This is a genomic window from Solibacillus sp. iso_87 (assembly GCF_056173085.1).
Genome location: NZ_CM149656.1, coordinates 306456 through 321150, shown reverse-complemented (window position 1 = coordinate 321150; position 14695 = coordinate 306456). Strand labels below are relative to the sequence as shown.

Annotated in this window: 10 protein-coding genes; 5 read left to right on the top strand and 5 right to left on the bottom strand. The window is 39.7% G+C overall.

Annotated features, from left to right (window positions below):
* Nucleotides 1-41: 41 nt before the first annotated feature.
* From AC0VXV_RS01610 to AC0VXV_RS01590, 5 genes are all read right to left on the bottom strand, one after another.
* Nucleotides 42-1295: a substrate-binding domain-containing protein gene (locus AC0VXV_RS01610; protein ID WP_475530057.1), complete on the bottom strand. Its 1254-nt coding sequence runs from the start codon at nucleotides 1293-1295 to the stop codon at nucleotides 42-44.
* 287 nt (nucleotides 1296-1582) lie between these two features.
* A complete protein-coding gene (locus tag AC0VXV_RS01605; RefSeq protein ID WP_475530056.1) occupies nucleotides 1583-4714 on the bottom strand; it encodes a BTAD domain-containing putative transcriptional regulator in 3132 nt (1043 codons plus the stop codon).
* A 616-nt stretch (nucleotides 4715-5330) separates the two neighbouring features.
* On the bottom strand, nucleotides 5331-6008 hold the full coding sequence (locus AC0VXV_RS01600) for a GNAT family N-acetyltransferase (protein WP_475530055.1): 678 nt from the start codon (nucleotides 6006-6008) through the stop codon (nucleotides 5331-5333).
* The gene (locus tag AC0VXV_RS01595; protein ID WP_475530054.1) at nucleotides 6009-7118 is read right to left on the bottom strand and encodes a mandelate racemase/muconate lactonizing enzyme family protein; all 1110 of its coding nucleotides are present in this window, start codon (nucleotides 7116-7118) and stop codon (nucleotides 6009-6011) included.
* An 18-nt stretch (nucleotides 7119-7136) separates the two neighbouring features.
* Nucleotides 7137-7748 (bottom strand): flavin reductase family protein, encoded by a 612-nt coding sequence (locus AC0VXV_RS01590; RefSeq protein WP_475530053.1) that lies wholly within the window; start codon nucleotides 7746-7748, stop codon nucleotides 7137-7139.
* Nucleotides 7749-8556: 808 nt separating this feature from the next.
* On the opposite strand from AC0VXV_RS01590, the gene AC0VXV_RS01585 reads away from it, so the two are divergent.
* The 5 genes from AC0VXV_RS01585 (at nucleotide 8557) to AC0VXV_RS01565 (ending at nucleotide 14663) form a co-directional block, all read left to right on the top strand.
* On the top strand, nucleotides 8557-9831 hold the full coding sequence (locus AC0VXV_RS01585) for an L-lactate MFS transporter (RefSeq protein WP_475530052.1): 1275 nt from the start codon (nucleotides 8557-8559) through the stop codon (nucleotides 9829-9831).
* A gap of 156 nt (nucleotides 9832-9987) precedes the next feature.
* A complete protein-coding gene (locus tag AC0VXV_RS01580; protein WP_475530051.1) occupies nucleotides 9988-11172 on the top strand; it encodes a YbfB/YjiJ family MFS transporter in 1185 nt (394 codons plus the stop codon).
* Nucleotides 11173-11290: 118 nt separating this feature from the next.
* Nucleotides 11291-12124 carry a MerR family transcriptional regulator gene (locus tag AC0VXV_RS01575; protein WP_475530050.1) on the top strand — a complete coding sequence of 278 codons (834 nt, stop codon included), beginning with the start codon at nucleotides 11291-11293 and terminating at the stop codon, nucleotides 12122-12124.
* A 112-nt stretch (nucleotides 12125-12236) separates the two neighbouring features.
* A complete protein-coding gene (norA, locus tag AC0VXV_RS01570; protein WP_475530049.1) occupies nucleotides 12237-13400 on the top strand; it encodes a multidrug efflux MFS transporter NorA in 1164 nt (387 codons plus the stop codon).
* 66 nt (nucleotides 13401-13466) lie between these two features.
* Complete coding sequence (locus tag AC0VXV_RS01565) at nucleotides 13467-14663, top strand: ornithine--oxo-acid transaminase (protein WP_475530048.1); 1197 nt, start codon at nucleotides 13467-13469, stop codon at nucleotides 14661-14663.
* Nucleotides 14664-14695 lie beyond the last annotated feature (32 nt).

Here is a 14695-nt window from a genome sequence, read left to right as displayed (position 1 = left end):
GTCTGAAAGCTCAACACTTTTTAGACAGCCTCACTTATTTACTAGTTTAAAATAGGAGGTTCCGTTTCTTCTGGAAGTAATTCACGTAGTAATACTGGTACCGGATAATCAAATTCCGCTACTTTTTCAAGGCGGATTGCATACATCGTTTGTAATGCCTGGTGATCTTCTTCACGGAATGTCATCGTTCCTTTTGGTGTTTCAAATGACATACCTTCCATTAATGGGATTAACGTATTTCCGTCCGCATCTCCACCTGATTTTTTCAATGCTTCTACAATTGCAACTGCCGCTGTAAATCCACCCGGTGTAAATAGATCAGGAACTTCACCATTGAATCGTGCTATATGTTCTTCTACTAACCAATCATTCACTTCATTTTTTGGTAGTGTATGGTGATATACAGAGAATCCTTCCATACCTACTAATGGCTCCATAAATTGAAGTGCAATAATGTCCGGTGCACCAGTTGAAATTTTAATCCCTTTTTCCTGCAGTTTTAGATCCGCAATTTGGTTCCAAGGAGAGTTCGCCCCTGCCCATACAACGAATAAGAAGTCCGGTTTCGCATCAATAATTTTTTGCAAGTTTGACGTAAAGTCTGTTGCAGCCGGATCTGCATATTCCTCTAATACAACTTCAGCACCTAATCCTTCAGCTGCTGCTTTAAATGCCGATACACCATCCCAACCGAATGAATAATCCGGTGCGAACGTTGCAATTTTTACACCTTCTCCAGCGATTGCCGCTGCAGCTGCGTATGCATCCTGTGAAGAGTTACGCGCCGTTCTGAAAATGTAAGGGTTAAACTCAGAACCTGTAATACTGTCAGCTACTGCTGGTTCTACAATCATAATTTTCTCGTATTCTTCTGCTAGTGGTAGTACTGCCAATGTGTCACCTGAACTTGATGAACCAACTAAAAAGTCAACCGCGTCATCCTCTAAAAGCTTCGTTGCCTTTTGAACGGCTACTTCAGGTTTCGTTTCTGTATCTTCCCAAACGACTTCGATTTTACTTCCTTCCACTTCCATCGTGCCGTCTGTCGCATATTCAAGACCTAATTCGAATCCGTTTTTCGTTTGCTTACCATATGATTCAAGAGCTCCCGTTAACGATGCAAGTACACCGACTTTAATTGGAGTTGTGGATGCAGCTGTTTCCGTTGTTCCGCTCTCACCTTGCTCAGCTGAATTTGTAGTTGATGAATCATCGCCGTCTGTTGAATCACTGTTACATGCAACCAATAAGAAAATCGATAATACCGCAAAAATTAACCATAAACGCTTTTTCATTCAATGTCCCTCCTAGCAAAATTTTCAGCATAGCTATCTGCTTAACCGTAATGTAACATCGCGAAGTTACAAATGAGTTACATTTAAGAGGGACTCCCGGGAAGCGCGAATTGCTGGAGATTTGTTCTAATAAAAGCTGATTTGTTCTAATAAAAATTAAATTGTTCTAATGATAATTGCGATTTTCTAATATATCGGGCGGTTGACCCGCTCGAATGTTCTAATAAAAAGGCAGTAAAAAAAGCCATGTTGAATTGCATCTTCAACATAGCTCTCAATCTATCTATTCACATCTTCAACACAAGCTCATACAGACGCTCGGTCGGTTCCATCGGCGTGATTTTATATTGGTCATCCAGCACATCTACACAGCGCTCATAATGTTTGATTGCTTCCCGGCGGTTCCCTAAATAGTAATGGGCAAGCATGAGCAGCCGGTAGCCTTCTTCATGACCGTCATCAAGTGCAATAATCCGGTCTGCCCATCTGATCACCTTCTCAAACTGCTGCAGGCGAACGTAATTTTGGGCGACACGCTCTAAAATGAGCAGTATTTGTTCATTATAATGCGCCTTTATAGGTTCAAGCCATTCCCGTTCCATGTCAGAACAGAACTCTCCATCCACAAGCCGCATCGCCAGCTTCAGCCATTCATTTGAAAGCTTTGCGGCCTTTTCTTCCAGTCCGCGCTGCACATAAGACGTAAAATGGGCAACGTCACTATGAATCCAGCTATCTTCCAGTTTATATAAATGCTGATGGCGTTTAATAAAGTTACTTTCTTCACGCGCCGATCTTGTCGGCTCCAACGCTTTTAACATCGCATTAAAAACAACTTTAAAATCACGCTGCATCGCTTCTTCATCCTGCTGCCAGATCGCATCGCAAATTTGCTGGCGTGATACAAACTGCTCACGGTGAATATATAAATACAAAAAAAGTTCCTTCGCTTTCAAACGCTTCCATTCTTTATCTTGAACCATTTCAATCTCACGGTAAATTTGCACTGGGCCAAATAACGTCAATGAAAGCTCTGTACTTGGTGCTGCAACTAAATTTAACTGGCTAAATACGAGCGTCTCCTGCTGCAACTGTTTTGCGAGTTGAATAAATACGATTAAATAGCGCGGTCCAAAAAGGGTTTTCTTCTCCATGAAAAACGGATAATCAAACACACATAATTCCCAAAAGCGACAGTGATATGTTAACGCAGGTTCTTGATCATTTAATTTGGCAAAACAATACGCCAGCCAAAAGGAACAAATCATCTGACCGTACGTATCCTCACTACGCTCATAATATGACATCGCCTGTTTTGCCGTATCAATCGCTTCTTCAAACTGGCTGTTTTCTGCCAGCACTTTAGTCAAAGCCGTCAATAGTAATGCCGACATCCAGAAGTCCTGTACTTTATTCGTTTCCCTAAGTCCTATTTGTGCATTGCGCTTCGCCTCAAACACATTATCGCGGTGATACAAAATAAGCCCCATATAACACTCGGCAGTAATGCGTTTTACATGAATGAGATTGAGGAGCTCAAGTGTCTCATCAAAACAGCCTTTCGCACGTTCAAAATCTTTCATCTCCATATTTAGCAGCGCCAGCCCTTTACGCAGCTTTGTCAACGCTAGTGTATACGGCATATCAACGAGCGCTTCTTTTCCGCCTTCTATAATTCGGCTATAGGCTTGTGTATTTTCACCCATTAAAACATCGATCAAAACTAGCAGTAAATCGGTCGTGCGGTGTGCTTCTTCCCATTGGAACGGGTTTGACACACGTGCATTCAGCAACTCTTTCGCTTTGTCCAGCTGACCGTGGCGCAAATAAAGACGCGCATCGATATTATTAATGCTTAACTGCAGGTTTTGCGACTGACTCCAGCGCAGTGCCTCCCCCGCTTTCCCTAAATTAATGAGGTTTTCGGTATATAAACTATTAATAAGATGACGTTCTGTATCACTCACGTTTACTTCATTTAATAAGCTAATCGCCTGCTGTAAATGATGTTCCGCAAAAACCGGCTGAAGGGTATCCAAATATATATTGGCCAACCCAAACTGCGAACGCATTAAAAACAACCGGTCCTGCTGCAGCTGCGCTTTTATAAAGCATTCATTGTACGCATTTTTTGCCCGTTCATATTGCGCACGGTAACGCTGGCATTCCCCTTCATAATAAAGAAGCTGATAAGGTTTTTCTTCAATCGCAAAATCTTTCAGCCGTTCGAGTAAAAATTCAAATTGCCCTGCTTCAATAAACTTTGGTGCAAATTGCATCAGTAACTCGATATAGTACCGGTTTTTTTTCAGCTGGGTTGCATGTGTGACAGCTAATACACCTAAATTTTGATTAGCATAATACCTGGCAGCCTGTTCATGGAATTCCTCATGCAGATCCGGATAGTGTTCGCTCAGCCGTTGCTGCAAAAACTGTTGGAACAGTGCATGGAACCGATATTTTGTTCCTCCAGCCAATGGTGTTATAAATGCAAGATCATCCAACTTTGGCATCACTTGCTGAATCCATTTCACTCCATACAACTCTGTAATGACATCAAGGGAAATTACTTGATGAATGCCAAGCTTCAAAAGCTGAAGCTGCAGTTGCTCGTCCAGCTTATCGAATACTTCCGCAGAAAGGTAAGCAAAAAAATTCCCGACCGACCCTTCCGCGATATCGATGAGCTGTTCCTGACTATATTTCGCTTTATAGCCAAGCAACATAATTGCCATCGCCCAGCCTTCAGTCATTTGCATAATAAATTCGCTTTGTTCGTCCGTTATTTGCCGGTCAAAAAAAGCTTCAAATAAATATTGTACATCTTCTTCTGAAAAAGTGAATTCCGGCTCTAAACATTCAATCAGCTGATTATTCATACGAAGCGTCAACAAACAGCTCCACTCAGGCATTTTCCTCGTTGCGACAATGATATGGAGGTTGGCAGGTAAAAACTGAAGCAGCTGATTCATAATGTAATTGATCGGAAATACGTGTGACACATGGTGATAATCGTCCAGTACAATTAAAAAGGGTTCTTTTATATAGTGCAGCTCATTGGCGATTTGTTTTGAAAGCTGCAGTAACTCTTCCATATTATGAAACTTTAATGTCTCATCCCAGCCTTTTAATTTTTCTCCGAACGACGGGAAATGCTGCTGAATACTATAGATAAAATGACGTAAAAACGGAAATATCGAGTCATCATCCGGCGTAATCTGATACCAGGAGGATTTATTTTTTTGATCACTTAAAAACTGGCTAATAAGCGATGTTTTCCCGTAACCTGCGCTACTATGTAAAATGGTACACTTTGCATACGGCCAATCTGAAAGCATTTTCATTAACTTTGCTCTTCTTAAATAGTTATTGACTGGTGTCGGAGGTATAAGTTTCGAGACAAAGATATGTTGCTCCATGCTTCCCACCCCATCTGTAATTAATTACAAACATATTAACATAAAGCAGAAAATTATTCTTTAAAATACAGAATTTATATAAAACGCGACTCATATATAGTATATTAATCTTTCACATTGAATATTATAACTATTAAAGAAAGAAAAAATCCTCTATGTTACATTAGAGAATTTTGTCCTGAAGTATTAATAAAATTATTAAGACAGTTGCATTTGCCATGAAACCAGAGAAGAAATGGCCAATTATGTATGAAAACCTGTATGAAAACGATTCAAATAAATAGTAATTTTATAGAAATGAAAGCGAAACCAATGCCTAAAAATATAGATTTTACGGCATTTATCGCCAATTTTCTAAGTTTGTTCCCCTCAAAAAAGTACTTTACTTAATTTTCTGAATATTTTATAATTATGAAAAGGAGTTGATACACATGCCAAACTATACTTACATTGCATCTGACGAAAATGACGTATCTTACCTATACGAAGATAACAGTGATTGCTACGATCTAGATTGCTTTGACGACAATGATATTTAAAGGAGTATTCATACAACATGGACGGAATTAAATCGATATAGGATATGGCGAATAACTGATTATCGCCACATCCTTTATTATTTTACATATTGAATAAGCCAGTCTGGCCCATCCGCTCTCATCGATATACCGATAAAACCTGATTTTAGAATTTGCTGCTGTGCCTCAGTATTTTCCATTGGGACAATTCGTTCTTCAGTCCACTCATATCCCTTATAAGGAAGTGACTTCATAAACACATAGCGCAGTTTCCCGCCATACTTCAGCTTTAATGCTGCAATATGCATATGTTGCGAAAACTTGTCCTTCAAACTTGCGATATTGCCCGGCATGACCGTTGCACAAACGGTATTAAATTTCGATTCATCTACTTGCTGCATAATGATATCTGCCATCGTACGCTGCAAACGATAACCGCGATAATCCGGATGAACATTGGATATTTCCTGATACAGCACCTTTCGCAGTTCTTCCTCTGTTTCCAGTCCAATATCATAGCCTAAATGTTCTTCATCAATCATTGGCTCCAGCAATGCTCGAAAGGCGATTAATTTTCCTTCAACGAAAACCCCAATCATCAGTCCGTTCCCACTTAAAATAAAGCTCAGCTCTTCATTATCTAGTGGCTGCAATATCGCTTTGTCCGGCAGTGCATCGACTACTTCCTGCTGCAAAGTGATTAATTCCGGTATATTGGTCTCATCCAATAAATACACTTCATATCGTTCATTTCCTAAAAATCCTGACGCAATCATTTACTGCACCACACTATGGTCACGTGTTAATTCCGCTAAAACCGCTTCGTCAACAACAATACCTAAACCTGCACGTTCATTCAACTGAATATACGGGACATTATATTGAAGGTTTCCGATATCTTTTGAGAATTTTAACGGACCTGTTAATTCCACACTCGTAAATACTTTGTTCGAAAAGGCAACATGGAAACCTGCCGCTGAACCAACCGAAGACTCGACCATTGAACCGATTTGGCATTCAATTCCCGCCATTTCTGCCATATGTGCAAGCTTCATCGCAGGATACATTCCCCCGCATTTCATCAATTTAATATTCACTTTGTCCGCTGCACGCTTTGCAATAATTTCGCGCATTTCACGTACACCGCGTAAACCTTCGTCAATCATGACAGGAATCGATGTTTTCGATTTAATTTCAACCATGCCATCAATATCATCCGCACGCACCGGTTGTTCCAGCCAGTCGATGTGCAATTGCTCCAGATCACGAACTGCTTGCATCGTCGTTGAACTGTTTACCCAACCTTGGTTAACATCAACGCGAATGGCAATTTCATTTCCAACACGTTCACGCACTGCTTTAATGCGGGCAACATCACTCGCTACATCGCGACCGACTTTCATTTTGAATGAATTGTAACCCATTTCTACACGTTCTGCCGCTTCATTTGCCATCTTTTCAGGGGTTCCGATACTTAACACATGTGTAATCGGGAACTTTTCATAGTAACGCCCGCCTGTTAACTGATAGGCAGGTACACCAAGTTTTTTTCCTGTCAGATCAAAGCAAGCGATATCAATTGCCGCTTTCGCAGCTGGTGCACTGTAAATGAGTTCATCCATTTTGGCATGGATTTTTTCAAAGTTCATCGGGTTTTCCCCAATCATTGCTGGCGCCAGCGTATGTTTCAATACAGCATAAGTGCCTTCCAATGTTTCACCTGTCACATGTTCATCCGGCACTGCCTCACCCCAGCCGACTAAACCGCATTGTGTTGTCACCTTTACAATAATCGACGGCATATTCGGATAAGTCCCGTAGCTTACGATAAACGGTTCAATTAATGGTAATTCGATATTAAATAATTCAATTGTTTTGATTTGCATCTTCGTTATTCTCCTTTATTACTCCGGGCGTTTAATTGTGAATTGTTCACCGATTTTTGCATAGTCATTTCCAGCAAGACGACTGATTGCGCCAAGTCCTTCCAGATCAATTCGACCATCTTCATACAGAGTTTCTTCTATATGATAGTAGACGACTTTTCCAATGATTAGGTCGCTGCCTGCAGTTTCATCATTGCCGCCAAGTTCCAGCACTTTTTCAAGGACACATTCCAGTCGGACTTTCGCTTCCTTTACACCTGGAACATCGATTTTTTCACTCTTTACCAATGTCATTCCCGCAAGTGCTACTTCACTTTCATTTGGCGGCAAGTTAGCTGCAGTTTCATTTACTTGCTCAACATTTTCAGTATCGACAATATGAACAACAAATTGCTCTTTTTCAATAATATTTCTTGCCGTATCTTTTTTCTCCCCTTTTTTCCTTTGGATACTTACCGAAATCATAGGAGGATTTGAAGACACTATATTGAAGAAACTAAATGGTGCAGCGTTTACGACACCTTTTTCAGAAACGGATGTAACAAAAGCGATCGGCCTCGGAATAATCGAGCCAATCAAAAATTTATAATTTTCACGTTCGGATAATTGTTTCGGATCTATTTTTTTCATAAAAATTCGCCTCTTTTCTTATCACTAATTTGACTTTAGAGAACAGAACGTAACACGTCAATTAATTTATTTGAGTATAAAGAAAGGACAAGTATTTTTATACATATTCCTCCAGTTCCATTTTTTATGTGATTTTTAGGTCTTTTTTAAAGGCTTCATTAAAGTAACTAAAACAGAAAATCTCTTTCAACCTCTAAAAATTTTTCTTTTTTAATCATAATTCTTAAGCGTAACTTCAAAAATTTCATTTCCTGCAATCTGTTATAAACAGTTTTAATTTACTTAATAAAAATTAGAAATGGGAAGGGTTCTTGGGTCTTATTTACCCCCGAAACGTTGATTTACCAGTGCATAAAGCAATTTTTGAGTTAGTTATATGTGTATTAGTAACTGTTATATTATGAGTTCAAAAGTATTTTCTTTGATTTCCCTTTCTGCATTTAAGAGAAATTATAGGCACAACTAAGTATTTTTAGTTATTTAAATAGAATTTATTATAGTTTACAATATTATCCTCCCCTTTATACATTGTTATATTGAACAAACACTCAACCCTTGAGAAACCTTGATTTATCAACGTTACAGCGCCATTTAACCATCAAAAAATATTTACTTTAAGTACAGATTTATTACCCAAAAGAGAAATATATGTTTTTTCGAGATAATTTATTTTAAGAAATTCTACTTGCGCAACATAATAAGTTAGTGTTAAGTTATTGTACATGGACGTTCATACTTTAGACATAACTACTTCAAGTAGAGAAATGTCGTATAACTGATATTTATTTTTGTGTGAGGGGGAATATTTTTGAAAAAGAATCGTTGGTTAATTGCTGCATCAGCAATCGCTATTCACCTTTCGATCGGTGGAGCTTATGCATACAGTGTGTATAAAAATCCAATTGCTTCTGAGCTTGGATGGGATGCATCGCAAATTACAATTGCGTTTACAATTATGATGGGGTTAGCAGGTTTTGCTGCCGCACTATTTGGTAGTACAGTAGAAAAATTAGGTCCGAGAAAAGCAGCGATGGTTGCAGCAGTACTCTTTGGTTTAGGTCAAGGTGGCGCAGGGATTGCAATTGCTATGGATTCGGTTGTCTTATATTGGTTAACTTATGGGTTATTAAGTGGTCTTGGGATGGGGATTGGTTATATCGCTCCAGTATCAACACTTGTTAAATGGTTCCCTAACCGTCGTGGTTTAGCGACAGGGATGGCTGTATTAGGATTCGGTTCAGGTGCTTTAATTACAGCGCCGGTTGCCGTAAGTCTTATGGAGGCTGTAGGGATTTCAAATACGTACTTTATTTTAGGTATTAGTTACTTTGTATTAATGATGATTGGCGCACTTTACATTGCTCCACCTAAGCCAGGTGAAGTAGAAGAAGCTGTTGCTACAGGTAAAGCAAAAACACAGGAAATCGCTCAAATGTCAGCACGTGAAGCTGTTCGTACGAAACAGTTCTGGATGCTTTGGGCAATGCACTTAATTAACGTTACATCTGGTTTAATGATGATTTCCGTTGCTTCGCCAATGTCTCAGGAAATTGCCGGCTTGTCAGTAGCCGCTGCTGCGACAATGGTTGGATTAATGGGATTATTCAACGGTGGTGGTCGTTTACTATGGGCGGCTGGATCAGATTATATTGGGCGTTCTAACGTATTCGTGATCTTCTTCACGATTCAATTAATTGCCTTTATTACATTACCATTTACGACAAATGCACTTCTTTTACAACTATTCATTTTCTTAGTAGTTAGTTGTTACGGTGGTGGCTTCTCGAACTTACCAGCATTCGCTAGTGATTTATTCGGTACGAAGCAACTTGGCGTAATTCACGGTTATTTATTAACAACATGGTCACTTGGTGGTATTTTTGGTCCGATTATCGTTTCAACAATTCACGAAGCGACAAACAGCTATATTCCAGTATTCTATTTATTCAGCTTCTTAATCGCGATTTCATTAGGTATTTCTTTACTATTACGTTCAAATGTAAACAAAATGAAAAAACAGCGTGCAAAAGAAGAAGCAAGTGCCAACAACAGAGGGAAACAGGGAGCACCTGCTCATTCATAAGGAGTTTATATAGAGATGAAACGGAAGTATCCAACTTTCGCTTCATCTCTTTTCTTTTTTAGTTTCTCTCATTTTTACGGGTATTTTCTCTATTACTCTTGAATTTAAGAGTGTTACAATTACTGTAAGGGTATGTTTTTTCCAGGGGGGATGTTCATGAACCGTCAACACTACAGTGTTATTTTAGGGGGCATTTTATTTTTAGCTGTTGCAATGGGGATTAGCCGCTTTGCTTTCACACCGATTTTACCGTTCATGCGTGTTGATGAAAATTTATCGTTTGCACAAGGCGGTTGGCTCGCATCAAGCAATTATATCGGATATTTCATCGGAGCTTTAGGTGCCGGCTTTGTTTACAAGTCAAAAAAAAACTTTCTATTAATAAATGTATTTCTGAATGTGTTCTCAATCATTTTAATGGGACTGGTTGAATCCTATTTAATCTGGATACTTTTACGTTTTATCGCCGGCTTAACGAGTGGATTCATATTTGTTCTTACATCAAGTATTGTGATGGATTATTTAGCGGCAAATTTATTAACCCGCTGGAGCGGCTATTTGTTTAGCGGAGTTGGATTGGGTATCGCATTATCAGGACTTTTCGTACCATACTTTGAAGCAAGCTTTAACTGGCAAGGGTCCTGGCTTGGTCTTGGCGCATTATCTGTCTTATTTTTAGCAACGATAATCTTTTTATGGCGCCAGTTAAGCGTTGCAAATCATATAAAGGAACCAAAGTCTGCGGACAACAATATTTGGCGAGGATTTATGCCATGGCTAATTATTGCATATGGCTTGGAAGGTCTCGGCTATATTATTACAGGTACTTTTTTAGTAGACATTATATATAATATCGAATCATTGCGTGCCTATGCCGGATATAGTTGGGTACTTGCCGGGCTGGCTGCTATTCCGTCAGCACCAATCTGGATGAAATACATGTCCCGTTTTTCACCAGTTTCGATGATGACTATAGCCTATTCCTTACAGATTATCGGCATTTTACTTCCTGTTTTATCACAATCTGCATGGAGCGTACTGTTGTCGGCGATGTCCTTTGGTTTTACGTTTGTTGGACTCGTAACAATGTCGACCGCCTATGCTAGACAGCTGTTTCCAAAGCAAAGCAACTATGTCGTATCTATATTGACTACGTTCTATGCTATTGGGCAAATTATAGGACCAGTCATTGCATCCCGTCTGGAAACTCATTTTCGCACGTTTAAAGCCCCCCTGCTGTTTGCAGGCGGTACCGTTACAGTCGCGCTTGTATTATTACTCGTAGGGTATTTCTACAGCAGGAAAAGCCCTGTTCATCTAGCTGCTAATATAAAATATTGAATGCACATCACATCTCATGAAATATGGAGGTGTGATTTTTTCGGTTTTCCAAAATAATTTACCCCCTATCCCCATTAATGTTAAGATACCGATAACATTGTACTTCGGAGGACATCCTATGGAAGAAAAATATTATGCAATCGGTGAGGTTTCCAAACTGACGAATATCTCTATTCAAACTTTACGCTACTATGATCAGATCGGCTTATTTAAACCTTCCTATGTCGATCCTAAAACAAATTACCGCTACTACAAAGACTCACAATTTTATCATTTGGATATTATCAAATCATTAAAATATATCGGTGTCTCATTGGAGGAAATTAAAGCAGCACAGCAGTTTACCCCCGCCGAACTTCTATCCTTTTTGCAGAAGCAGGAAATTGTCATCGAACAGCAGATGAATCGCATGTACGAAATTCAGCAATCCTTATATAAAACAAAAAGGCAGATGGAAGAACAGCTGGCGATTGATGTGATGGATACGGTATATTTCAAAAATGAAGAATCAGTCCGGATTTTATCGATTAAAACAAATGAACTGACACCGTACTATATTCCAAATACGTACTACAGTTCCTTAAATAAAACATTGGAAGTTGAAAACAGCTTGCTGAGCAATCGTTATGGATGTATTTTCCCTTACGAGCAATATGACAGTCTGGATGAACTGCATTACAGCCATGTTTTCACACCGCTGATTACAGACCGGTATATTACCCATTTAACAACAGATATGGACGTGAAAACGATACCTGCAGGACGCTACGTGTGTATTGCGTTTATTTTTAAGCCGGATACGTATTTAACACAATACCAGAAACTTTATCATTATATAGAAGAGCATCATTTACAGGTTGTACCGGTTGTCTATGAAATCTTCATGCCCCTTAACTATTCTCCAAGCGAAGAAGACCAGTTCATCGTGGAATTAAAGGTTAAGCTGCTTTAACTAATTTTAACAATTACTTAAAACAGTTCTATTGACTCTATAGCTACTGTAGGGTTTATGTTAGAAAGTGCGGATTAACGATTTTTTCACAACTTAATAAGGAGCAATAACAATGAAAGACTATAAAATAACATTAGGGTTACTATTATTAAACCTGTTCATCGCCTTTCTAGGAATCGGTTTGGTGATCCCTGTACTCCCTACTCTAATGAATGAACTGCAATTAAGCGGACAGGTTATCGGCTATTTAACAGCAGCATTCGCAATTGCACAACTGATTGTTTCACCAATCGCCGGTAAAGCGGTTGATAAATATGGACGTAAAATTATGATCGTCCTCGGATTATTTATTTTCGGTATTTCGGAATTTCTATTCGGGTTAGGGAAAACGATAGAAGTTCTTTTCATTTCCCGTGTCTTAGGCGGAATCAGTGCAGCGTTTATTATGCCTGCTGTTACGGCATTTATTGCGGACATTACGACAATGGAAACACGTCCAAAAGCACTTGGCTACATGAGTGCGGCAATTAGTACAGGTTTCATTATCGGACCGGGCATCGGTGGATTTTTAGCCGATTTCGGTACACGTGTGCCTTTCTACTTTGCAGGGGCACTCGGTACAACAGCTGCGATTTTATCGATTATTTTACTGCGTGAACCGGAACGCAATACGGAAAATGCGGAAAATGCACCGGCACAAACATCCGGATTTAAACGCATTTTAGAACCGATGTACTTGATCGCGTTTATTTTAATTTTTGTCGCATCATTCGGACTCGCGGCATTCGAATCGTTCTTCAGTCTGTTTGTCGATCATAAATTCGGGTTTACCCCTGTGGATATCGCGATCATTATTACAGGTGGCGCGATTTTCGGAGCGGTTGCGCAAGTTCTGCTGTTTGATAGGCTTGCACAAAAATGGGGAGAGATTAAACTCATTCGCTACAGCCTAATTTTATCGGGTGTTCTCGTATTTTTAATGACCGTTGTCAGCTCATATTTTGCTATTTTACTTGTCACATGTATTGTCTTTATCGGCTTCGACTTATTCCGTCCTGCCGTTACGAGCTATTTATCAAAAATTGCCGGCAATGAGCAAGGTTTCGTCGGTGGAATGAACTCGATGTTTACAAGTCTGGCGAATATTTTCGGTCCGATTTTAGGCGGAATGTTATTCGATATTGATATTAACTACCCATATTACTTTGCAACGGTTGTCATCTTCTTCGGTATTCTGTTAACATTAATTTGGAAGAAACCTGCATCGTATATGTAATTTTTTCTGTCTTTTGCAATGGATTTATCTGTTTTACAAGTAAATTTGCTTAAGGAGGATTTCATCATGACAACAAAATCAGAACAACTTATTTCAACTACGGAAAAATTCGGGGCGCATAACTATCACCCACTTCCGATCGTAATCGAAAAAGCAGAAGGTTCTTGGGTGACAGACCCTGAAGGCAACCGTTATTTAGATATGCTTTCGGCGTATTCTGCCTTAAACCAAGGTCATCGCCATCCGAAAATTATTCAGGCGTTAAAAGATCAGGCAGATTCGGTGACACTTACGTCACGTGCCTTCCATAGTGCCACATTAGGCGTTTGGTATGAAAAGGTCAGTAAGCTAACGGGCAAAAATATGGTGCTGCCGATGAATACAGGCGCTGAAGCTGTGGAAACAGCCATTAAAACAGCACGTCGCTGGGGATATGAAGTAAAAGGCATCGAGGCAAATAAAGCGCAAATTATCGGCTGTAACGGCAATTTCCATGGCCGTACAATGGGTGCTGTGTCTTTATCCTCGGAAGCGGAATATAAGCGTGGTTTCGGTCCGATGCTGGAAGGCTTCACATTAGTTCCTTACGGTGATATTGATGCATTGAAGGAAGCTATTACACCGAATACAGCGGCATTTATCGTCGAGCCGATTCAGGGAGAAGCAGGTATCATCATCCCGACTGAAGGCTTCTTAAAAGCAGCGTATAACTTATGTAAAGAAAATAATGTTCTTTTTATTGCAGATGAAATCCAAACAGGTTTATCACGGACAGGAAAACTGTTTGCTTGTGAATGGGAAGATGTTACACCGGACGTCTACATTTTAGGTAAGGCGCTTGGCGGTGGTGTTTATCCGATCTCAGCAGTTGTTGCAAACGATGATATTCTAGGTGTGTTCAATCCAGGTTCACACGGCTCAACATTCGGCGGTAACCCGCTTGCATGTGCCGTATCAATTGCAGCGATTGATGTATTAATAGATGAAAAGCTGACAGAGCGTTCATTGGAGCTTGGAAATTACTTTAAAGAACAGCTTCAGACAATTGAGAACCCGATGGTTAAAGAAGTTCGCGGGCGCGGTCTTTTCATAGGTGTTGAGCTTCACGAATCAGCTCGCCCCTACTGCGAAAAGCTGGCAGAACGCAAATTGCTTTGCAAAGAAACACATGACACTGTAATCCGCTTCGCTCCACCGCTAATCATTTCAAAAGATGATTTAGATTGGGCAATTGAGCAGATTAAAGCTGTTTTTAGTGAATAGATAGTATATTTAAAGGGCGCTGTGTTATGCAT